Below are 22,113 nucleotides of genomic sequence, written 5' to 3' on the forward strand. Positions count from 1 at the left end.
CGGTTACATGAAATGGAGAGGAAAGAAAATGAGTACGATTAAAGACGTTGCAAAATTAGCGGGAGTATCTGTTGCGACCGTTTCCAGAGTGTTAAATAAAAATGGATATGTTCATGAAGATACGTTAAAGAAAGTAGAACGAGCGATTGAGATGCTAGACTATAAGCCTAGTACAGTAGCGCGTTCACTGTATAATAAAAAATCTCGTTTAATTGGCTTAGTTGTTCCAAATATCGTGAATCCATTCTTTCCAGAAGTTGCACGTGCCGTAGAAGATGTAGCGCATAAGCAAGGGTATACAGTTGTACTTTGTAACTCTGATGAAAGTTTAGAGAAAGAAAAGCAATATATTGATGTACTTAGGCAAAATAATGTAGATGGATTTATTGTAGCGACAAATCCACAAAATAGTGTGAATTACATGAACTTGTCAGTACCAGTCGTTGCAATTGACCGTATGTTTAATGAGCGTATACCTGCTGTGTATGCAGATAACTATGCGGGAAGTCAGGCAGCGACAAAGTTATTAATAGATAAAGGCTGTAAACATATTGCGCATATTCGTGGACCGCGTGACGTAAGTACAGCTAATGAACGTTTTGAAGGCTTTGTAGACGTTATTACGCAAAATAATCTTTCTTATATGATTGCAGAGAGTACATTTGATCCAGCTAATAGTGAGCGTGTAGCGGTGGAACTATTAGAAGAATACCCGCATATTGATGGAATTGTTGCTGGGAATGATTTAATTGCAATAGGTATCGTAAAGGCTGCGCTTCAAAAGGGGATTTCTATTCCGGATGATTTACAAATTATCGGATTCGATGGAATTTCTTTAACAGAGATGATGTATCCATCTATTACAACTGTTGCACAGCCAATTTATGAAATGGGGAAAGTTGCAACAGAACTGTTGTTAGAGCAGATGGAAGGAAACGTATTAGAAGAGAAACACTATCGTTTACCGATTGAAATTATAGAACGAAATACAACGAAATAAGGAGATGAAATAGATGCCAAATATTGCAGTAGTAGGTAGTATTTCAATGGACTTAGTGGCCGTTTCAAAAAAACGTCCGAAAGCAGGGGAAACAGTAATTGGTGAAGCATTTCATACAATTCCAGGAGGGAAAGGAGCTAACCAGGCGGTTGCTGCAGCTAGATTAGGCGCAAATGTAGCGATGGTTGGAGCGGTAGGAGACGATAATTATGGAACTGTAGTTAGAAAAAATTTAGAGAACGAACGCGTTTTTATCGACTATGTGGTACCGGTTACAGATGCGGCGACAGGAATTGCTCATATCGTTTTAGCAGAAGAGGATAACAGTATTGTTGTCGTGCAAGGAGCGAATGCTCTTGTCAATGAGTCGGTTGTAAATCGTTCAAAAGATCTTCTTATAAAAGCTGATATGGTTGTGCTTCAACTAGAGATTCCGCTTGAAACAGTAAAATATGTATTAGCTATTTGTGAGGAACACAAAATCCCGGTTATGTTAAACCCAGCGCCAGCACAAGTGTTATCAGAAGATATTTTAGAAAAGGCAACTTATATTACGCCAAATGAACATGAGTGTCGCATCGTATTAGATGATTTCACATCACCAATTGAAGAGTTACTGGCTAAATATCCAAACAAACTATTGATGACAGAAGGTTCTAACGGTGTACGTTTCCATAATGGTACGGAGATTGTACATGTTCCTAGCATTGCTGTTGATGTAGTAGATACGACTGGAGCTGGTGATACATTTAATGGTGCATTAGCAGTTGCGCTTTCTGAAGGAGAAACACTTCAAAAAGCAATTCGTTTTGCGAATATTGCTGGTGGTCTTTCTGTAACGAAGCTTGGAGCACAAGGCGGTATGCCAACGAGAGATAGAGTACGTGAAGTGCAGGTGATTGTCGGATGAAAAAGCACGGCGTATTAAACAGTGAGATTGCAGCAGTGCTTGCTTCACTTGGACATACGGATACGATTGTAATCGCTGATTGCGGTTTACCAATTCCTGACGGAGTAAAGAGAATTGATCTAGCTGTTGAAATAGGAAAACCTAGCTTTTTAGATGTATTGCAAGTGGTAGCGGATGATATGGCAATTGAAAAAGTGACGTTAGCAGAAGAAGTCATTAACAACAATGCGGAAGTAAATAAAGAAATCGAACTAAAATTAATAGAACCAGCGTTTGAATATGTATCTCATGAACAATTTAAAGAGCATACAAAGAAAGCGAAGGCCATTATTCGTACAGGCGAGGCTACGCCTTATGCCAATGTAATTTTACATGCAGGCGTGATTTTTTAATAAAGGGAAGTGATGGGAATGCGTATTGAAATGAAAAATATTTCAAAGGCGTTCAATGGAAATCCTGTTTTGAAGAATGCACAATTTATGATTGAAACAGGAGAAGTCCATGCATTGATGGGGGAAAATGGAGCGGGTAAATCAACGCTCATGAAGATTTTAACAGGTGTATACAAAAGAGATGGTGGAACGATTACGATTGATGGACAAGAACGAACTTTTAAAAATGCGAAAGAAGCTGAAGAGTACGGTATTGCATTTATACATCAAGAATTGAACATATTATCGAATTTAACAGTAGCTGAAAATATGTTTCTCGGTAAAGAGTTAATGTATGGGAAGACAGGTATTTTACGTACGCGTCAAATGAACGCGATTGCGCAGCAGCAACTAGCGGAGTTAGGATTACATGTAAAAGGCGCTATGTTGGCAGGAGAGTTATCGGTTGGCCAACAGCAAATTATCGAAATTGCGAAAGCACTAATGACGAACGCGAGCGTTATTATTATGGATGAACCTACGGCTGCATTAACAGATCGTGAAATTGAAACGTTGTTTACCGTCATTAATAAATTACGTAAAGAAGGCGTTTCATTCGTTTATATCTCACACCGAATGGAAGAAATTTTTTCAATATGCGATGCCATTACGATTTTACGTGATGGGGAATACGTCGGAAAGAGATCCATTCCGGAAACATCGTTTGATGAGGTAGTGAGTATGATGGTGGGGCGCAGCATTGGTGAACGTTACCCAGAACGAAATAGTCAAATTGGCGATGTTATTTTTGAAATGCGTAATGGAACGAAAAAAGGGAAGTTTGAAAATGTATCATTTCAGGTGAGAAAAGGTGAAATCCTTGGTGTTGCTGGTTTGATGGGAGCTGGCCGTACAGATATTATGAAAGCGATATTTGGATACGAACCTTTAGATTCTGGCCAAATTTTTATAAATGGACAAGAAGTAAAGATTGATAGTCCGATAGATGCGATTAGACAAAGAATCGCTTTCATTACAGAGGATAGAAAATCTGAAGGGTTAGTGCTAGATTTCTCAATTCGGGAAAATTTGGCTTTAACGAATTTAGAAAGTCTTTCAAAGGGGAGTGTCGTAAGTAACGAACTAGAACAACAGTTTACGGCGGACATGATGAAGCTTCTTAATGTGAAAGCATCTAGTGGAGAGCAAGCGGTAAAATCTCTTTCTGGTGGAAATCAGCAAAAGGTTGTAATTGCAAAATGGCTAGGTATCCACCCGCAGTTACTCATTTTAGATGAGCCAACAAGGGGTGTTGATGTTGGAGCAAAAAAAGAAATTTACTCTATTATGAATAAGCTTACCGAAGAAGGAGATGCCGTTATTATGGTATCATCTGAGCTTCCAGAAGTTTTAGGGATGAGTGATCGCGTTCTTGTTATTCATGAAGGAAAAGTCGGCGGCATTTTAGAGAAAGATGAGGCATCACAAGAGTCTATTATGGCACTAGCTACAGGGGGAGAGTAAGGATGGCTAAGAAGGGGAATGTATTACAACAACTTGGGTCTTTAATTGGACTAGCGCTAATTATTGTAGTAATTACGGCTTTAAATCCAGCGTTTATTGAAATTCCAAATTTATTTAATATACTGCGTCAAGTATCGATTAATGCGCTTATTGCATTCGGAATGACCTTTGTAATTTTAACAGGGGGTATTGACTTATCGGTAGGTTCTATTTTAGCATTATCAAGTGCACTTGTTGCTGGAATGATGGCAAGTGGCATGGACCCGTTCCTTGCGATGACAGTTGGATTATTAGCTGGTCTTGTAATGGGAATTGTAAACGGTATCATCATAGCGAAGGGAAAAGTAGCTCCATTTATTGCGACTTTAGCAACAATGACTATTTTTCGCGGGTTGACGCTTGTTTATATGGACGGACGTCCGATCACTGGTCTTGGTGATCATTTAATGTTCCAAATGTTTGGCCGCGGTTATTTTCTTGGTATTCCGGTACCCGCTGTTACAATGATGATCGCTTTCGCAGTACTGTACTTCATTTTGAAGAAAACGACATTTGGTCGCCGTACATTTGCAATTGGTGGAAATGAAGAAGCAGCAGCATTATCAGGTATTAATGTTACGAGAATTAAAGTAATGATTTACGGTCTTTCCGGAATTTTGGCAGCGCTTGCAGGTATTGTCTTAACATCACGACTAGATTCTGCACAGCCGACTGCAGGTACTTCTTACGAATTAGATGCAATTGCAGCAGTTGTATTAGGTGGAACTAGTCTTTCTGGGGGAAGAGGATGGATTGTTGGTACATTCATCGGTGTACTTATTATCGGTGTACTAAATAACGGTTTAAATTTATTAGGTGTATCTTCTTTCTTCCAACAAGTTGTAAAAGGACTTGTAATCTTACTAGCTGTATTAATTGATCGCCGAAAAGAAGCGTAATGGAGGGACAGTTCATGAAGAAATGGTTACTTATATTCGTTGCATGTATTATGGTCATTACTGCTGGTTGTTCAATGGAACCACCAGAATGGGCAAAGGATTCTAGCGATAAAGGTCGAAATAAAACTATTAAAGTTGGATTCTCTGTTTCAACTTTAAATAATCCCTTCTTTGTAACTTTGAAAAAAGGTGCAGAAAAGAAAGCGAAAGATAGTGGCATCGAATTGATTGCTGTTGATGCACAAAATGATGCAGCAAAGCAAACAAATGATGTTGAAGATTTAATTCAAAAAGGTGTCGATGTAGTTGTTATTAATCCAACTGATTCAGATGCTGTTGCTTCAGCAGTAAGTGCAGCAAATGCAGCGAATGTTCCTGTTATTACAGTAGACCGCGTTGCAAATTCAGGTAAAGTTGTTTCTCACATTGCCTCTAATAACATTGAAGGTGGTCAAATGGCTAGTGATTACATTCGTGAATTAGTTGGCGAAGGAGCAAACGTTGCTGAATTAGAAGGAATCCCTGGATCTTCTGCTGCTCGTGAGCGCGGGAAAGGATTCCATAACGTAGCGGATAAATCTTTAAAAGTAGTTGCTAAACAAGCGGCTGATTTTGATAGAGCAAAAGGATTATCTGTTATGGAAAACATTTTGCAAGCGAATAGCGACATTAAAGCCGTGTTTGCGCACAACGACGAAATGGCATTAGGGGCACTTGAAGCATTGAAGTCTGCTGGAAAAACGGATGTAGTCGTTGTTGGATTTGATGCAACAGAAGATGCTGTGCAAGCGGTTAACGATGGGCGTATGGCTGCAACAGTTGCTCAAAAACCGGAATTAATCGGAGAGAAGGCGATGCAAACAGCAAAAGAGATCACGCAAGGTAAAAAAGTGGACAAATCTATTCCGATTGAATTAGAGCTTATTAAGAAAAATAAATAAATATAAAATGAAAATTAGGAAGGAAGAATAACAAATGAAATTCTTTATTGATACAGCAAACATTAACGAAATTAAAGAGGCAAATGCATTAGGCGTATTAGCTGGAGTAACGACAAATCCATCACTTGTAGCAAAAGAAGGCGTAGACTTCCACGAGCGCATTCGTGAAATTTGCAGCGTTGTAGAAGGACCTGTAAGTGCAGAAGTAATTAGCTTAGAAGCAGATAAAATGATCGAAGAAGGAAAAGAGTTAGCGAAAATTGCTCCAAACGTTGTTGTAAAAGTTCCAATGACAACAGAAGGTTTAAAAGCAGTAAAAGCGTTCTCTGACTTAGGAATTCGTACAAACGTTACATTAGTGTTCTCAGCAGTTCAAGCATTACTTGCAGCTCGTGCTGGTGCAACATACGTTTCACCATTCTTAGGTCGCTTAGACGATATCGGTCATAACGGTATGGACTTAATTCACCAAATCGCAGAAATCTTTGCAATTCATGGTATTGAAACAGAAATTATCGCAGCATCTGTACGTCACAGTGTTCACGTAACTGACGCAGCATTAAACGGTGCACATATTGCAACAATCCCAGCAAACGTAATTGCTTCATTAGTGAAGCATCCATTAACAGATCAAGGAATTGAGAAATTCTTAGCTGATTGGGAAAAAACACAAGAGAAATAATAGAAAATCAAGAATCCTAGTTTAATTGACTAGGATTCTTTTTTATTTAAAAGAATTTTCATGCAATTTTGCATATTGTCTTTTAAATTTGTTATATAAACTATTTAATATATACAAATCACTCTTTATTTTTCATATTTTGATATAGACAGATAGAGAGTCTGACCAGAAAACTGGAGGGCATGATTCTATAACAGAAAGCTTAATGTTTATAGAATTATGCCTTTTTATATAGGGAGGGCAGAAAGTAGAGCTTTTGATTTAAATGCACTTATTTATCCCACTTTATCTGAATTTTAAGTTTTATAAAAGGAGAGAAATGAAATGAGAAGAAAAGCGCCATTTAAAGTGTTATCGTCATTAGCAATTGCGGCAATTATCGGATGCACATCTGTAATGAGTGCCCCATTAGTATACGCAGAAACACCAGCAAAAGAGAAAGAAAATGTGTCTACAACACCAATTGATTACAATTTAATTCAAGAAGATCGTCTAGCGGAAGCGCTGAAAGAAAGAGGAGAAATTAATCCAGCATCTTCTAAAGAAGAGACGAAAAAGGCTGTAGAGAAATATATTGAAAAGAAACAAGGGGACCAGGCAAATAAAGAAATTCTTCCAGCTGATACTGCTAAAGAGGCATCTGATTTCGTGAAAAAAATAAAAGAGAAAAAAATGGAAGAAAAGGAAAAGGTAAAGAAACCTGAAAAAAACGTTAGCCCTGAGCAAAAGCCTGAACCAAATAAAAAACAATTGAATGGGCAAGTTCCAACATCTAAAGCAAAGCAAGCGCCGTATAAGGGATCTGTTCGAACGGATAAGGTATTAGTGTTACTTGTTGAATTTAGTGATTATAAACATAATAATATTGATCAAACACCAGGGTATATGTATTCGAATGACTTTAGTAGAGAGCATTATCAAAAGATGTTATTTGGTAATGAACCATATACGTTATTTGATGGTTCGAAAGTAAAAACATTTAAACAATATTACGAAGAGCAGTCTGGCGGTAGTTATACGACAGATGGATATGTAACGGAGTGGCTAACAGTTCCAGGAAAAGCATCTGATTATGGAGCTGATGGTAGCAGTGGTCATGATAACAAAGGTCCAAAAGGCGCACGTGATTTAGTGAAAGAAGCTTTACATGCAGCTGCTGAGAAAGGGTTAGATTTATCTCAGTTTGATCAGTTTGATAGATATGATACAAACGGGGATGGGAATCAAAATGAACCTGACGGTGTAATTGATCATTTAATGGTAATCCATGCTGGTGTTGGTCAAGAAGCAGGTGGTGGTAAATTAGGTGATGATGCGATCTGGTCACATCGTTCAAAATTAGCAGTAGATCCAGTAGCGATTGAAGGTACAAAATCAAAAGTAGATTACTTTGGTGGAAAAGTAGCAGCACATGATTACACAATTGAACCAGAAGATGGAGCAGTAGGTGTGTTTGCGCATGAATTTGGACATGATCTTGGATTACCAGATGAATATGATACGAAATATACTGGAACTGGTTCACCTGTCGAAGCTTGGTCATTAATGAGTGGAGGTAGTTGGACAGGGAAAATTGCAGGAACAGAGCCAACTAGTTTTTCACCACAAAATAAAGATTTCTTACAAAAGAATATGGGTGGCAACTGGGCAAAAATTTTAGAAGTAGATTACGATAAAATTAAGCGTGGTGTAGGAGTTCCTACATATATTGATCAAAGTGTTACGAAATCAAATCGTCCAGGTGTTGTACGTGTTAACTTACCAGGCAAAAGTGTTGAAACAATTAAACCGGAGTTTGGAAAGCATGCATATTATAGTACAAGAGGCGATGATATGCATACAACATTAGAAACACCGTTCTTTGATTTAACAAAAGGAACAAATGCAAAGTTTGATTATAAAGCAAATTATGAGTTAGAAGCAGAGTGCGATTTTGTTGAAGTGCATGCAGTAACAGAAGATGGAACGAAAACATTAATTGATAGACTTGGAGAAAAAGTAGTCCAAGGAGATAAAGATACAACAGATGGAAAATGGATTGATAAATCATATGATTTAAGTCAATTTAAAGGCAAAAAAGTGAAACTACAATTCGATTATATTACAGATCCAGCTGTAACATATAAAGGTTTTGCGATGGACAATGTAAATGTAACTGTTGATGGACAAGTTGTATTTTCTGATGATGCAGAAGGACAGTCTAAAATGAATGTAAATGGTTTTGTTGTTTCTGATGGGACAGAGAAGAAAGCTCATTATTACTACTTAGAGTGGAGAAACTATGCGGGATCAGATAATGGTTTAAAAGCAGGAAAAGGTCCAGTGTATAATACAGGTCTTGTCGTTTGGTATGCAGATGATAGTTTCAAAGATAACTGGGTTGGGGTGCATCCAGGTGAAGGATTCCTTGGTGTTGTAGATTCGCATCCAGAGGCACTTGTTGGCAATTTAAACGGAAAACCAACTTACGGTAATACAGGTATGCAAATTGCAGACGCAGCATTTTCATTTGATCAAACACCAGCATGGAGTGTAAATTCATTAACACGTGGACAGTTTAACTATTCTGGATTACAAGGCGTTACAACTTTTGATGATTCAAAAGTATATAGTAACAACCAAATTGCAGACGCAGGAAGAAAAGTTCCGAATCTTGGACTTAAATTCCAAGTTGTTGGACAGGCAGAGGATAAATCAGCAGGCGCTGTTTGGATTAAACGTTAATAACAGAAAAGCACATTCTTCATATGAAGAATGCGCTTTTGAATTTGTACAGTAAGTTATTATTTTAGCTTATGTAATACAAGTGTCTGTTTATATGTAGTGTATCAAATTATGTAGGGAAAGGAAATATTTCCGAGGAAATTGTCGAAGTATCGTTGGTATTGATACACTTTTTTGTAAAAGAAGAAATGTAGTATTGCCTTTACCATTCAATTTATTTACATTGTTACTTAGCTACACACAAAAGTAATATATTCGGCAAAAAAAAGACAACGATGGCATTAACCCATCATTGTCTTTTTTACTTTGCCTTTGTTTTTTATTTTGCTTCTGACATAAATCATTCCGGCAAATGTTAATAAGAATGCAGTTCCGATAACGAAGCTAACGCTAGGGGATGCCCCGATTGCTCCAACTGTAAAGGATCCAGCAACAACTCCTAATGAGAAGAAAGCATAAAACAATCCGAATGCTTTTCCGCGTTTATCATCTGTCGTATTTTCAACAAGTAATGCATTTATCGATGGGAAAAGGATAGCGAACCCAATGCCATAAATCATCATAACGATAAAGAGCATGCCTTTTGTTGCGAATAATCCAAGTAAAGATAATGCTAATGCCATTACTGCAATACCAATTAACATTAGTTTTGAACGATTAAATCGATCGTAAATACGATTTGTTGGCAGTAAGAAGAAGAGGATAGCGGTAATGCCGAATACACTTAACATCATGCCTGTTGTAGATGCTTTAAGGGCTAATGCTTCAACCTTTACTGGTAACATATAAGTGACAATTCCTTGTGAAAACATGAGTGTGAAAGCACCAATATATGCCTGTAATAACGGTTCTGATTTCAATAGTTCAAACATATCTTCTTTGTTCATCATTTGTGTTCTTGAAGTATCTTTTCTTGATACGTTATTTGGTAAGAAGAAGAGAGATACGATTGTACCAAGAACCATTAAAATAGAAATGGTAATGAACACCCACTCTATACCGGCAGTTGCTTTCATAATTCCGCTAAAAGAAGGTCCTACAATTGCCGCTGTTCCAACAGCAGCCCCAGATAGAGCCATTGCCTTACCTTGCCTTGCTGCAGTTGTTTGTTTTGATAAAAACGTAAAGGCAGCAGGAATTAAAAATCCGTCACTAAAGCCATGCATAAAGCGCACAACTAATAGTTGTTCACCACTTTGAACAACAGTGTATAACAAGACTATGAAACTCGTAAGTCCCATGCTTATATAAAGTATTTTTTTTGCACCAAATTTATCGACAGCAGCGCCAGCAATAATATTACCGATCATATTAGCAAATGAGTACATGCCGACAACTAGCCCAATAATAAGAGGGGATCCTCCAAGACTTTGAGCGAACGTACTCATAATAGGTAATTGTGAAAATGTATCTAGAAACGCTACGATAACAATAAAGTAAATAAAATATTTCAAGCGATATTCACCTCTCCTATGCTATTATGGCATAATGCTAATTTCAACCGCAATGAAATTGAATTAACAGATGTGGAAAAAAGTACAAAGTGACAAAATATTGAACGTTATTTGTTAAAATTTAGTGGGAACGAGATTGTTTTTTTGAAATATATGGATAGAAGTATTATAATAGATTTGTAAACTTCACCAGGTTAATTATATACATAGAGAGGGATGTATAAAATGAAAGCATTACTTTGGCATAATCAACGTGATGTAAGAGTAGAAGAAGTACCAGAACCAACTGTAAAACCAGGAGCAGTTAAGATTAAAGTGAAATGGTGTGGTATCTGCGGGACAGACCTGCATGAATATTTAGCAGGACCTATTTTTATTCCCACAGAAGAGCATCCATTAACACATGTAAAAGCACCGGTTATTTTAGGTCATGAGTTTAGCGGTGAGGTAGTTGAAATCGGTGAAGGCGTTACATCTCATAAAGTGGGAGACCGCGTCGTTGTAGAACCAATTTATTCTTGTGGTAAATGTGAAGCTTGTAAACATGGACATTACAATGTTTGTGAACAACTTGTTTTCCACGGTCTTGGCGGAGAAGGCGGCGGTTTCTCTGAATATACAGTAGTACCAGAAGATATGGTTCACCATATTCCAGATGAAATGACATATGAACAAGGTGCACTTGTAGAACCAGCAGCTGTAGCAGTTCATGCAGTACGTCAAAGTAAATTAAAAGAAGGGGAAGCTGTAGCAGTATTTGGTTGTGGTCCAATTGGACTTCTTGTTATCCAAGCAGCTAAAGCAGCAGGAGCAACTCCTGTTATTGCAGTCGAGCTTTCTAAAGAACGTCAAGAGTTAGCAAAATTAGCAGGTGCGGATTACGTATTGAATCCAGCGACTCAAGATGTATTAGCTGAAATTCGCAACTTAACAAATGGTTTAGGTGTAAATGTAAGCTTTGAAGTAACTGGTGTTGAAGTAGTACTTCGTCAAGCAATTGAAAGCACAAGCTTTGAAGGACAAACTGTAATTGTTAGTGTATGGGAAAAAGACGCAACAATTACTCCAAATAATCTTGTACTAAAAGAAAAAGAAGTGGTTGGTATTTTAGGATACCGTCATATCTTCCCAGCTGTTATTAAATTAATTAGCTCTGGCCAAATTCAGGCAGAGAAATTAATTACGAAAAAAATCACAGTAGATCAAGTTGTTGAAGAAGGATTTGAAGCACTTGTAAAAGATAAAACACAAGTGAAAATTCTTGTTTCACCTAAATAATATAGAATAGTAAAAAGTAGCTCTTTTCTAGAAATAGAAGAGGGCTACTTTTTTTCTATACAGAAAGGTGATAGACTTTCCTGTAACTACAGGTATTTTGTTTGGAAGGGGAAGTCTAATGCTTTCATTTATGTTGACATTGAAACGGATGCTAAAAGCTTGTTTACGAGCGTGGAAAGATAAAGAATTTCAAGTATTATTCGTATTAACATTTTTAACATTAACATCCGGTACGATTTTTTATAGTACAGTTGAAGGATTACGTCCTCTTGACGCTTTATATTTTAGTGTGGTCACGTTGACGACTGTCGGTGATGCTAATTTTAGCCCGCAAACTGATTTTGGAAAGATATTTACAATCTTATACATATTTATTGGGATTGGATTAGTATTTGGATTTATTCATAAGTTGGCAGTTAATGTACAACTGCCGAGTATATTATCGAATAGAAAAAAAGAGTAAAGCATGTGGATGCTTTACTCTTTTTTTACATTAGTTTAGATAAGCCTTAATAATAGTTTATTAGAATGAAAGTGTATTCATTCATTATATTCACTGTGTATAAAGTTATAATGATATGAAAATCTGCATATTTTAATTTAGTGATAGAAATTTCGTGAAAGGTGGGATATTCTAGTCATAGGTTAACCGGACGACATCATAGGATCCTAACAAAAAGTTTACAATAATTCGATTATAAAATGGAGGATTTCAGATGAAAAAGAAAGTACTTGCTTTAGCAGCAGCTATTACAGTAGTAGCTCCTTTACAAAGCGTTGCATTTGCTCATGAAAACGATGGGGGAAGTAAAATAAAAATAGTTCACCGCTGGTCTGCTGAAGATAAACATAAAGAAGGCGTAAATTCTCATTTATGGATTGTAAACCGTGCGATTGATATTATGTCTCGCAATACAACACTTGTAAAACAAGATCGAGTTGCACAATTAAATGAATGGCGTACGGAGTTAGAGAACGGTATTTATGCTGCTGACTATGAAAATCCTTATTATGATAATAGCACATTTGCTTCACATTTCTATGATCCAGACAATGGAAAAACATATATTCCATTTGCAAAGCAGGCAAAAGAAACTGGCGCTAAATATTTTAAATTAGCTGGTGAATCATATAAAAATAAAGATATGAAACAAGCATTCTTCTATTTAGGATTATCTCTTCATTATTTAGGAGATGTAAACCAACCGATGCATGCAGCAAACTTTACAAATCTTTCGTATCCACAAGGATTCCATTCTAAATATGAAAACTTTGTAGATACGATAAAAGATAATTATAAAGTGACGGATGGAAATGGATATTGGAACTGGAAAGGTACAAATCCAGAAGAGTGGATTCATGGAGCGGCAGTAGTAGCGAAACAAGATTACTCTGGAATTGTAAATGATAATACGAAAGATTGGTTCGTAAAAGCAGCTGTGTCACAAGAATATGCAGATAAATGGCGCGCTGAAGTTACGCCAATGACAGGTAAGCGATTAATGGATGCACAACGTGTTACTGCTGGATACATTCAGCTTTGGTTTGATACGTACGGAGATCGTTAAGTATTTAAAAAAGGTCAAATCTCACAATAGAGTATTTGACCTTTTTATTACTATACACATGGAGGGATGGAACGTGAAAGGTAAATTGCTAAAAGGTGTACTTAGCCTTGGGATTGGTTTAGGAGTTTTATACGGAGGATCTTCAGCTCAAGCAGATACGTCTACAGATCAAAACAACATTTTGAAAGTGATGACGCATAACGTGTACATGCTATCAACTAACTTATATCCGAATTGGGGACAAAGTCAGCGTGCTGATTTAATTGGGGCGGCAGATTATATTAAAAATCAAGACGTTGTTATATTAAATGAAGTGTTTGATAATAGTGCTTCAGATCGCCTTTTAGGAAATTTGAAGAAAGAATACCCAAATCAAACAGCTGTATTAGGTCGTAGTAACGGAAATGAATGGGATAAAACGTTAGGTAGTTATTCATCTTCAACGCCTGAAGATGGAGGCGTTGCAATCGTGAGCAAATGGCCGATCGTTGAAAAGGTTCAATATGTATTTGCAAATGGATGCGGGCCGGATAATTTATCGAATAAAGGATTTGTATACGCGAAGATTAAGAAAAATGATCGTTTCGTTCATGTAATTGGGACGCATTTGCAGGCAGAAGATAGTATGTGCGGAAAAACTTCACCTGCATCTGTACGTACAAACCAGTTAAAAGAAATTCAAGATTTTATTAAAAATAAAAATATACCAAATGACGAGTACGTCCTATTTGGTGGTGATATGAATGTGAATAAAATAAATGCTGAGAACAATAGTGACTCAGAATACGCATCAATGTTCAAAACATTGCACGCTTCTATTCCATCTTATACGGGACATACAGCAACTTGGGATGCGACGACAAACAGTATTGCAAAATATAATTTCCCTGATAGCCCTGCCGAGTATTTAGATTATATTATTGCAAGTAAAGACCATGCGAACCCGTCATTTGTAGAGAATAAAGTGTTACAACCGAAATCTCCACAGTGGACTGTTACATCATGGCTCAAAAAATATACGTATGATGATTATTCTGATCATTATCCAGTAGCAGCAACTATTTCTATGAAGTAGTCCTAAAAAAGTTTCTTCTTAAATAGGAAGAAACTTTTTTATTTTGTAGAGGAGATTCCAACTTTCTTTCCAATATGTATAAGACATATAGAGAAGAGGAGAGAAAAAATGTGGATCGAGGAATTTTTAAAGAAGTTCCATTACCGTGTGCATTTTTGGATGAAGTAGCTTTAGATAGAAATATTCAATTGATTATAGAATTAAGTGGCAATAAGAAGATTCGTATAGCGAGTAAATCGTTACGTTCTGTTCCGGTTATGCAAAAGATTTTAGCTGCAAATGAACGATTTCAAGGTATTATGTGTTTTTCACCTAGGGAAGCTTTATTTTTAATTGAACAAGGATTCAATGATTTATTGCTCGGATATCCTGCTTATGATGAAAGAGCGTTACATGAAATAAGTTTGCTAACAAAGCAAGGGCTCATTATAACTTGTATGGTGGATTGTGAAGATCATATTGTTTATTTAGAAAAAATTGCTGAGAAGTCTAAAGGATGTTTTCGTGTTTGCTTAGATATTGATATGAGTAGTCTTTTTTTTAAGTTCCATTTTGGGGTCAAAAGATCACCGGTAAAAGATGTGCAAGGTGCTTTGAAAATAGTAAAAAGGTTGAAAGAATCATCATTTTTAATACTAGATGGTGTAATGGGATATGAAGCCCAAATTGCTGGGGTAGGAGATCACATACCGAATCAACGAGCGAAAAGTAAAGTGATTTCATATTTAAAGAAGAAATCAGTGTTAGAAGTTAAAGAAAGAAGAGGACATATCGTAAAAGAAATACAAAATCTAGGTATTGAACTAAGGTTTGTAAATGGGGGAGGCACAGGAAGTATAAAAACAACTGAGCAAGATCATTCAGTTTCAGAGATTACAATAGGTTCGGCTTTTTATGCCCCGAAGCTGTTTGATTATTATAAAGAGGTGCAATTTCATCCAGCTGTCGGATTTGCTTTACCAGTTGTGCGTAAACCAGCACCAACAATTTACACTTGTTTAGGTGGTGGATATATGGCCTCAGGAGCAATCGGAAAAGATAAAGAACCTGAGATTTGGAGGCCAGATGGTGCCAAACTATTAGCTTTAGAAGGTGCTGGTGAAGTGCAAACACCGATTTTCTATAACGGTGAGGAACGAGTAGAAATAGGAGATTGTATCTTGTTTCGCCATAGTAAAGCTGGAGAGTTATGTGAGCGGTTTCCGTTTTTATATCGTGTGAAAGAAGGAGAGATTATTGGGAAGTATTCAACATATCGGGGGGATGGCCAATGCTTTCTATAAAGGGACAAAAATGGAGAAATTGGACAGGGAATGTAGAAGGAACACCGCATTATACGATGTATCCAGAAAGTATACAAGATGTAGTAGAAGTTGTAGAGCTTGCACGAAAGAAAGGGAAGAAAATTCGTGTTGTCGGTTCAGGACACTCGTTTACACCTCTTGTGCAAACGGAAGAAATTTTAGTTTCTTTAGATGAATTGAAGGGAATTGTGAATATTGATACGGAAGAAATGGTTGCCGAAGTATGGGCAGGAACAAAGTTACATGAGCTAGGGAAGTTACTTGAGGAAAAAGGTTATGCGCAAGAAAATTTAGGGGATATTGATTCGCAATCTATCGCAGGAGCAATTAGTACGGGGACGCATGGAACGGGTATTACCTTTGGAAGTTTATCAACACAAGTTATAGAGATTACCGCAGTTTTATCTACAGGTGAGAGTATAGTTTGTTCGGAAACGGAGAATGTACAATATTGGAGAGCTTTTCAGTTGTCGCTTGGAATGTTAGGTATCATTGTAAAAATAAAACTGAAGGTTATTCCAGCCTATTCACTCGTTTATAAAAGTGAAAAACAGTCATTATCTACTGTAATGAACAAGCTAGAAGAATATAAGAAGAATCGCCATTTTGAATTTTTTGTTTTTCCTTATTCAGATGAAGTGCAAGTGAAAATTACAAACGAAACAACGGGTAAAAAAAGTGATTTGAAATGGCATAAACTAAAGGTAGAGTTACTTGAAAATCAGATATTCTCTTTGTTATCTAAAGGATGTAAATGGTTTCCTTCTATAAGTAAAGGAGTAAGTCGATTATCAGCTAAAGCTGTACCGAATACAAAAATAATTGGTCCGAGTTATGAAGTATTTGCTACATCGCGTGCGGTTCCATTTTATGAAATGGAGTATAGTGTTCCTTCAAAGTATATGCAGGCCGTTGTAGAAGAAATTTCAAACCTTATTGAAAAGAAAAAGTATAAAGTGCACTTCCCAATTGAATGCCGTTATGTGAAAAGGGATGATATATGGCTCAGTCCAGCGTATGGAAGAGATTCTGCGTATATAGCTGTTCATATGTATAAAGGTATGAAGTATGCTGCTTATTTTGGTGAGGTGGAGAAAATTTTTCTAAAGTATGAAGGACGCCCGCATTGGGGAAAAATGCATACGTTAACGTACGAAAAATTACAAAATATATATCCAGAATTGCATTCGTTTCTAAAGGTGAGGAAATTATTAGATGAAGCAGAAATGTTTTCAAATCCTTACACAGAAAAGTTATTTACGATTATGAAAAAAAGCTGACAAAGTATTACTTGTCAGCTTTTTTTAGTACAATCGCATTTCTTGTTTGACTAATTCGCTCGTAAAATAGTAACTTATCACGACTAAATACATGTAATAAAACATGAATAATAAATAGACCGTTAATTACGAGTTGGAATAATAATATAACTACTAATACTAAAGGCTCTTTAAGATTTAAGATAGAGCTACTAGAAAGAATATAATTGATTCCACCTAAAACGAAATAGAATATACCATAACGGATGAATAGTTCCTTCAACGTAATACGATCTGATTGTCCTTTCACGTAAATACGAAGCAATGCTTTACCGATTGTCTTTCCATTCGTAAAGTATGGAATGATAATAAAGTAAATAAAGATCGAACACGTTATGAAAATGAGTTCGTATATGTTCGTGTAAGATTGAATATTAGAAACAAAGAAAGAATTTCCTTTGTTTTTAATGACAGGTACAACGATGGATAAGAAAATCCAATCAATTTGCATCGCGATAAAGCGACGAACGAATCCGACTGGTTTCGTTTCCAAATCAATATGACTATCTAATTCGCTTGCTTTCGGAAGGAAGTACGTAAAAATTGGTGCAATGATAAAGCCGATTACGCCGCCTAATGTATTTAAAAACAGATCATCTATATCAAATAAGCGGTACGCACAATTGTATATACCGTATAGTCCAGTCACTTGTGTCAGCTCGAAAAAGAGTGAAAGACAAAAAGAAATACAAATTGTTTGTAAGAAACTACGTCGGAAATAATACCGTAAGTAAATACCGAATGGAACGGTTAATAGAACGTTAAATGCTACTTGTAAAAACGCAGATTCTTTTAATAGGTAGAAATAAGTAGCTGGTTTCGTTAAAATTGCCGAAGTATGATTACTAATTTCTTGTATGAAATAAAATGGTGATAGTTGCATGTGTTGTGTATTAGCCGGTTGTAGGCTACAAGTATCATATGTTTGTGGTAACGGCAAAATCACAAGAAAATAGGCATTTAATAAGTAAAGTAATAATGAGTACAAAATAAATGAACGCCATTTATTTAAATAACCGTACTTTCGGTAGTTAAATATTAAAAAAGGTATTAAGAGGAACATTGCTAAAATAGGAAATAAAATAAATGCTGTTTTTATTGGAAATATATATGCAGTCAAAATGAAGCTCCTTTCAATGAAAATTCGTTTATCATTATAACGTTAAAAGAAGCGTAAAACAAAATTAAAATATTTCGAAATAGAAAAAATTACAAATTTCAACGGAATTAAGTTATACTAAATTTAATATAATGATATTATGATTATTATAAGTTGAGAGAGGGTACAAAATATGCGATATGAGCTTTTTTCTGTAAGTGGGGATCATATTACAACTTTTGAAAGTGCGTGGCGTTTTCAAGAGGGAGAACAGATTTTTGTTCATGATGATCAAATAAAACGAAATTTTATTATTATCCGCCTAACGCATGATGTATTTCAACAAAATAAACATGTTATTCGTTTGTATTGTCAAGAAAAGAAAGTATATGCATAAAAAAACGAGTCGTTCTAGTGTAATAGAATGACTCGCTTTTTGATTTGTAAGTTTTACCTTATAAGAAAATAAGAGTAAGTACACCTACGATAATGCAATAGAAAGAGAAATATTTTAAATTTCCTTTTGCCATAATGTTCATAAACCATTTTAATGAAATATACGTCATGATAAATGTTGCGATAAATGCAACGATATATGGTACGAATAGTGTATCTAGATTTGGATCTTTTGCAATGTCTGTAATACTTAGTAATAAACCACCTAAGCTAACAGGGATATATAGTAAGAATGAGAAACGAAGAGCCGTTTCTTGCTTCATACCAAGTAACATCGCTGCTACGATTGTTGCACCTGATCGGCTTATTCCAGGAATTAGTGCGCAAGCTTGTGCTAATCCGACGATAATTGCGTCTTTCATAGAAAGATCGCCATCATTTTTACGTCCACGCAAGTTTCTAATAATCCAAAGTCCGACAGCGGTAATAAGAAGGGAAATCCCAACCATTTTCACACCTTTTAAGTACTGATCGATGTAATCTTTAAATAAAACACCAATAACACCTGCTGGAATGGTCGCAATAACAAGGTAAATAATAAAGAAGAAATCTGATTTTGCATCTTCTGCTCTTGTAAATATATAAGATAGACCATTCTTTGTTAGACGAATTAAATCATTTCTATAAATAAGTAATACAGCTAATAATGAAGCTGAATTAACAAGTAGTTCAAAGCTAAACCCTTCGATTTTTAGTCCTAGCAAATGCTGTGCTAAAACGAGGTGACCACTTGAAGAAATCGGAATCGGTTCTGTTAGTCCTTGGAACAGACCAAGAATTAAATATTTTAAAATGTAGTAAAATTGTTCCATAATAACCTCCTTGTTTAATAGTCGAAAGAAACAACTTGTCCATTATAACAAAGATACGGATGAATATTGAGAAGAAATAAATATTCGAAATATAATAAAAATCCCTTATAGCAGTATAAGGGATTTTTATTATTAATGAGAAACTGCTGTTTCTTCAAGACTTTTCGTTAATTGAACATCGACTTTCTCAGCATCATGAATGTGATTCATAATAGTAGTATTTAACTTTTGGAACATTTGTTGTGTAGTAGCGAATTCTCGTAATATATCATCATTACAAGACTTTTGGTTTTCAATAGCTTTAATAACATTAGTAGCACCGTTTTGTAACGTTTGAATCATAATTAAAATATTTTCAATTCTAGCGTTTGTATCGGCACTCATTTCTACACCTTCATCGACTAAATGCAAATTATCTTTTGTATTATCGTATGCTTTTTCAATTTCTTCTTGAATTTTTTTCGTTAAGTTGCCAATGTTTTTTGTACTTTCAGCTGTACTTTCAGCTAATTTTCTTACTTCATTGGCAACGACAGCGAATCCTTTACCGTGTTCACCAGCACGTGCAGCTTCAATGCTTGCATTTAAAGCAAGTAAATTTGTTTGTGCTGCAATGTTTTGAATGACTTCTACAATTTGCTCGATTTCTTTTGAGCGTTCACTTAAATGATTCATACTATTAGACGTACGTTGAGATTGTTCGCCTAATTTGTTAATTACAATAAGTAAACGGTGAACAGATTCTTTTCCTTCATTAGAGCAGTCAATGATTTCTTCAATAGATTGAATTAAGCTTTGTTCTTTTTGTAACATTTCATTATTTAATTCATTGGAATGTGTAGTGCGTGTTGAAACATTTTCGAAACATGAGCTTAATTGTTGAACTAAATTTTGAAGTGTATTGTGCTGGTTATTTACAAGTTGATGCTCTTGAACAACGCTTTGTACACGATCGTGGATAGAAGAAATAGTCTCTTGTTGTTCGATATCCTTTTGTTTTAATTCTGCTTCTAGTTCTTGTATACGACTTTCTAATTGATCAATTTTATGTTGGAGTGATTTCTTTTGAGTAAACATATATTTATTTCAACCGCCTTTAGAAGTTATATTTTCTCTATATTTGGATTTTAGCATCTTTTATAATTTTTAAATATAGGAATTGTTAAATATTTAAGAATCTATTACATTTTATGCATAATTCCCTTTTTTTCGTCATGAAAAATAAACTGTATTTAATGGTATTGTAAACAAACTGTAAAATAAATCATGTATAACTGTATAAGAAGGGAGTCGGATTATGAACTATTTTAAGCGAATCAGTAGTCTAGTATTAGCAGGAATTATAAGTCTTTCTAGTACAGTCGCTGTTAAAGCAGAGTCAAACGACGAGAAACTTAACAACATGCAACAGCAATTGCAGCAAAACGATGCAGAAATGCAAAAGAAAGAGCAAGAGAAGCAAGCTGTTAGTAAAGAAATTCAAGGTATCGAAAACGAACTACATAATTTAAATAATACAATTGCAAAAAATAAAGAGGATCAAGCTGCTATTCAACGTAAAATTGATGAAACACATAAGCAGATTGAGCAAAAAAAGGAAGAAATTGTCGTTTTAGAGGATAAAGTCCTTGCTCGTAAAGATATTATGAGAAAACGTATGGTTTCTGTTCAAAACAGTTCAAATACAAGTTTAGTAGTAGAAGTTGTAGTAGAGTCAAAAAACTTTGCAGATTTCTTACAACGTATGAACGCAGTTTCTACTATTTTAGAAGCTGATAAAGAAATTTTACGTCTACAGGAACAAGATCTTCGTCAAATTGAAGCAGACAAGAAAACAATTGACGAAAAAGAAGCATCTTTAGTGGTAGACAAACAAAAATTAGCAAAAGCACAAGCTGATTTGCAAGATAACTTGAAAAAGCGTCAAGCTAACTTACAAACAGTTCAAGCTAAATATAATCAGGTTGCAAGCCAACTTAATTTAGCTGCAGAAGAAAAGGCTAAAATCGAATCAAACATGAAGGCAGTACAAGAAACGATTGCTCGTGAGCAAGAAGCAGCAAGAATTGCAGCAGAAGAGCGTGCAAAAGCGGAGGCAGCTGCAAAGGCTGAGCAAGAAGCTTTAGCGAAAGCGCAAGCGGAAATTGCTGAAAAGCAAAAGCAAGCAAAAGCTAGTAAACCAGCTGAACCAGTTACTAATAATAATTCGAAGGTAGAACCTCCACAACCTGAACCATCTCCTAAGCCAACTGCTGGTGGGAAAGAAATTTATGTAGAAGCTACAGCTTATACAGCTGATCCAGGGGAAAATGGTTATGCACCAGGTCAACAAGTATTCTCTGCATGGGGACCAGGTGGTAAAGGTTATAATCTAACTGCAAACCCAGGAATGAAATTAATTGCTGTAGATCCAAATGTTATTCCATTAGGTAAAACTGTAAATGTTGAAGGTTATGGAGTCGCAATTGCAGCAGATACTGGTGGAGCGATTAAAGGTAACAGAATTGATGTGTTAATGCCTGATAAAGGGTCTTCTAGTCAATGGGGAAGAAAAATCGTTAAAGTTACAATTTTAAACTAACACGTAATCCAACTTTACAATATGTAAAGTTGGATTTTTTTGTAAAAATAATGTTAAGTTGAGTTTACATTTTGTTA

19 protein-coding genes and 1 pseudogene are annotated in these 22,113 nt (G+C 35.7%); 16 read left to right on the top strand and 4 right to left on the bottom strand.

Annotation, left to right across the window (positions count from 1 at the left end):
• Window positions 1-28: 28 nt before the first annotated feature.
• From rbsR to inhA2, 8 genes are all read left to right on the top strand, one after another.
• The gene (rbsR, locus tag EGX95_RS29855) at window positions 29-1,000 is read left to right on the top strand and encodes a ribose operon transcriptional repressor RbsR (protein WP_000104037.1); all 972 of its coding nucleotides are present in this window, start codon (window positions 29-31) and stop codon (window positions 998-1,000) included.
• 13 nt (window positions 1,001-1,013) lie between these two features.
• Window positions 1,014-1,910 (top strand): ribokinase, encoded by an 897-nt coding sequence (gene rbsK / locus EGX95_RS29860; RefSeq protein WP_001132854.1) that lies wholly within the window; start codon window positions 1,014-1,016, stop codon window positions 1,908-1,910.
• Window positions 1,907-2,302, top strand: a complete 396-nt coding sequence (gene rbsD / locus EGX95_RS29865) for a D-ribose pyranase (protein WP_000716141.1) — start codon at window positions 1,907-1,909, stop codon at window positions 2,300-2,302. Before rbsK ends, rbsD begins: the two co-directional genes overlap by 4 nt.
• A gap of 18 nt (window positions 2,303-2,320) precedes the next feature.
• Window positions 2,321-3,805 (top strand): ribose ABC transporter ATP-binding protein RbsA, encoded by a 1,485-nt coding sequence (gene rbsA / locus EGX95_RS29870; RefSeq protein WP_002081587.1) that lies wholly within the window; start codon window positions 2,321-2,323, stop codon window positions 3,803-3,805.
• Between the two features lie 2 nt (window positions 3,806-3,807).
• Window positions 3,808-4,743, top strand: a complete 936-nt coding sequence (locus tag EGX95_RS29875; protein WP_001074637.1) for an ABC transporter permease subunit — start codon at window positions 3,808-3,810, stop codon at window positions 4,741-4,743.
• 14 nt (window positions 4,744-4,757) lie between these two features.
• Window positions 4,758-5,684, top strand: a complete 927-nt coding sequence (rbsB, locus tag EGX95_RS29880; RefSeq protein WP_000758968.1) for a ribose ABC transporter substrate-binding protein RbsB — start codon at window positions 4,758-4,760, stop codon at window positions 5,682-5,684.
• A 34-nt stretch (window positions 5,685-5,718) separates the two neighbouring features.
• A complete protein-coding gene (fsa, locus tag EGX95_RS29885) occupies window positions 5,719-6,366 on the top strand; it encodes a fructose-6-phosphate aldolase (RefSeq protein WP_000667663.1) in 648 nt (215 codons plus the stop codon).
• A 324-nt stretch (window positions 6,367-6,690) separates the two neighbouring features.
• Window positions 6,691-9,090, top strand: a complete 2,400-nt coding sequence (inhA2, locus tag EGX95_RS29890; protein WP_001252993.1) for a M6 family metalloprotease immune inhibitor InhA2 — start codon at window positions 6,691-6,693, stop codon at window positions 9,088-9,090.
• Window positions 9,091-9,371: 281 nt separating this feature from the next.
• Here inhA2 and EGX95_RS29895 read toward each other — a convergent pair whose 3' ends face one another.
• Window positions 9,372-10,544 (bottom strand): MFS transporter, encoded by a 1,173-nt coding sequence (locus tag EGX95_RS29895; RefSeq protein WP_000873255.1) that lies wholly within the window; start codon window positions 10,542-10,544, stop codon window positions 9,372-9,374.
• A gap of 225 nt (window positions 10,545-10,769) precedes the next feature.
• Between EGX95_RS29895 and bdhA the strand changes: the two genes are divergently transcribed.
• The 6 genes from bdhA to EGX95_RS29925 all read left to right on the top strand — a co-directional run bounded on the left by bdhA (window position 10,770) and on the right by EGX95_RS29925 (window position 17,049).
• The gene (gene bdhA, locus EGX95_RS29900) at window positions 10,770-11,822 is read left to right on the top strand and encodes a (R,R)-butanediol dehydrogenase (RefSeq protein ID WP_000645822.1); all 1,053 of its coding nucleotides are present in this window, start codon (window positions 10,770-10,772) and stop codon (window positions 11,820-11,822) included.
• A gap of 118 nt (window positions 11,823-11,940) precedes the next feature.
• Window positions 11,941-12,285, top strand: a complete 345-nt coding sequence (locus EGX95_RS29905) for a potassium channel family protein (RefSeq protein WP_000948234.1) — start codon at window positions 11,941-11,943, stop codon at window positions 12,283-12,285.
• A gap of 253 nt (window positions 12,286-12,538) precedes the next feature.
• Window positions 12,539-13,390: a phospholipase CerA gene (cerA, locus tag EGX95_RS29910; RefSeq protein ID WP_000731014.1), complete on the top strand. Its 852-nt coding sequence runs from the start codon at window positions 12,539-12,541 to the stop codon at window positions 13,388-13,390.
• A 58-nt stretch (window positions 13,391-13,448) separates the two neighbouring features.
• Window positions 13,449-14,465, top strand: a complete 1,017-nt coding sequence (gene sph / locus EGX95_RS29915; protein ID WP_002027006.1) for a sphingomyelinase C — start codon at window positions 13,449-13,451, stop codon at window positions 14,463-14,465.
• A 110-nt stretch (window positions 14,466-14,575) separates the two neighbouring features.
• Window positions 14,576-15,748: an amino acid deaminase/aldolase gene (locus EGX95_RS29920; protein ID WP_000373739.1), complete on the top strand. Its 1,173-nt coding sequence runs from the start codon at window positions 14,576-14,578 to the stop codon at window positions 15,746-15,748.
• Window positions 15,736-17,049 carry a D-arabinono-1,4-lactone oxidase gene (locus tag EGX95_RS29925; RefSeq protein ID WP_000948936.1) on the top strand — a complete coding sequence of 438 codons (1,314 nt, stop codon included), beginning with the start codon at window positions 15,736-15,738 and terminating at the stop codon, window positions 17,047-17,049. The genes EGX95_RS29920 and EGX95_RS29925 overlap by 13 nt, the downstream gene beginning before the upstream one ends.
• Before the next feature lie 7 nt (window positions 17,050-17,056).
• On the opposite strand, the gene EGX95_RS29930 is transcribed toward EGX95_RS29925, so the two are convergent.
• Window positions 17,057-18,208: a VanZ family protein gene (locus EGX95_RS29930; protein WP_000127970.1), complete on the bottom strand. Its 1,152-nt coding sequence runs from the start codon at window positions 18,206-18,208 to the stop codon at window positions 17,057-17,059.
• A gap of 172 nt (window positions 18,209-18,380) precedes the next feature.
• On the opposite strand from EGX95_RS29930, the gene EGX95_RS29935 reads away from it, so the two are divergent.
• The gene (locus EGX95_RS29935; protein WP_001268330.1) at window positions 18,381-18,584 is read left to right on the top strand and encodes a hypothetical protein; all 204 of its coding nucleotides are present in this window, start codon (window positions 18,381-18,383) and stop codon (window positions 18,582-18,584) included.
• A 58-nt stretch (window positions 18,585-18,642) separates the two neighbouring features.
• Here EGX95_RS29935 and EGX95_RS29940 read toward each other — a convergent pair whose 3' ends face one another.
• Entirely contained in the window at window positions 18,643-19,455 is an 813-nt protein-coding gene (locus tag EGX95_RS29940) for an undecaprenyl-diphosphate phosphatase (RefSeq protein ID WP_000434782.1), read from the bottom strand.
• A 132-nt stretch (window positions 19,456-19,587) separates the two neighbouring features.
• Window positions 19,588-20,121 (bottom strand): annotated as a pseudogene (locus EGX95_RS31210) (methyl-accepting chemotaxis protein); the annotation flags it as partial.
• Between the two features lie 631 nt (window positions 20,122-20,752).
• Between EGX95_RS31210 and EGX95_RS29950 the strand changes: the two are divergent.
• The gene (locus EGX95_RS29950) at window positions 20,753-22,036 is read left to right on the top strand and encodes a 3D domain-containing protein (RefSeq protein ID WP_001105825.1); all 1,284 of its coding nucleotides are present in this window, start codon (window positions 20,753-20,755) and stop codon (window positions 22,034-22,036) included.
• The last annotated feature ends 77 nt before the right edge of the window (window positions 22,037-22,113 follow it).

Source organism: Bacillus sp. FDAARGOS_527, from assembly GCF_003812125.1.
GTDB lineage: Bacteria > Bacillota > Bacilli > Bacillales > Bacillaceae_G > Bacillus_A > Bacillus_A paranthracis.

What these genes read in the sequence shown, in the direction of transcription:
- rbsK (WP_001132854.1), top strand. Translation starts at nt 1,014, where the DNA reads ATGCCAAATATTGCAGTAGTAGGTAGTATTTCAATGGACTTAGTGGCC.
- sph (WP_002027006.1), top strand. Translation starts at nt 13,449, where the DNA reads ATGGAGGGATGGAACGTGAAAGGTAAATTGCTAAAAGGTGTACTTAGC.
- EGX95_RS29935 (WP_001268330.1), top strand. Translation starts at nt 18,381, where the DNA reads ATGCGATATGAGCTTTTTTCTGTAAGTGGGGATCATATTACAACTTTT.
- EGX95_RS29875 (WP_001074637.1), top strand. Translation starts at nt 3,808, where the DNA reads ATGGCTAAGAAGGGGAATGTATTACAACAACTTGGGTCTTTAATTGGA.
- EGX95_RS29940 (WP_000434782.1), bottom strand. Translation starts at nt 19,455, where the DNA reads ATGGAACAATTTTACTACATTTTAAAATATTTAATTCTTGGTCTGTTC.
- rbsB (WP_000758968.1), top strand. Translation starts at nt 4,758, where the DNA reads ATGAAGAAATGGTTACTTATATTCGTTGCATGTATTATGGTCATTACT.
- rbsR (WP_000104037.1), top strand. Translation starts at nt 29, where the DNA reads ATGAGTACGATTAAAGACGTTGCAAAATTAGCGGGAGTATCTGTTGCG.
- EGX95_RS29950 (WP_001105825.1), top strand. Translation starts at nt 20,753, where the DNA reads ATGAACTATTTTAAGCGAATCAGTAGTCTAGTATTAGCAGGAATTATA.
- EGX95_RS29905 (WP_000948234.1), top strand. Translation starts at nt 11,941, where the DNA reads ATGCTTTCATTTATGTTGACATTGAAACGGATGCTAAAAGCTTGTTTA.
- cerA (WP_000731014.1), top strand. Translation starts at nt 12,539, where the DNA reads ATGAAAAAGAAAGTACTTGCTTTAGCAGCAGCTATTACAGTAGTAGCT.
- inhA2 (WP_001252993.1), top strand. Translation starts at nt 6,691, where the DNA reads ATGAGAAGAAAAGCGCCATTTAAAGTGTTATCGTCATTAGCAATTGCG.
- bdhA (WP_000645822.1), top strand. Translation starts at nt 10,770, where the DNA reads ATGAAAGCATTACTTTGGCATAATCAACGTGATGTAAGAGTAGAAGAA.
- rbsA (WP_002081587.1), top strand. Translation starts at nt 2,321, where the DNA reads ATGCGTATTGAAATGAAAAATATTTCAAAGGCGTTCAATGGAAATCCT.
- rbsD (WP_000716141.1), top strand. Translation starts at nt 1,907, where the DNA reads ATGAAAAAGCACGGCGTATTAAACAGTGAGATTGCAGCAGTGCTTGCT.
- fsa (WP_000667663.1), top strand. Translation starts at nt 5,719, where the DNA reads ATGAAATTCTTTATTGATACAGCAAACATTAACGAAATTAAAGAGGCA.
- EGX95_RS29925 (WP_000948936.1), top strand. Translation starts at nt 15,736, where the DNA reads ATGCTTTCTATAAAGGGACAAAAATGGAGAAATTGGACAGGGAATGTA.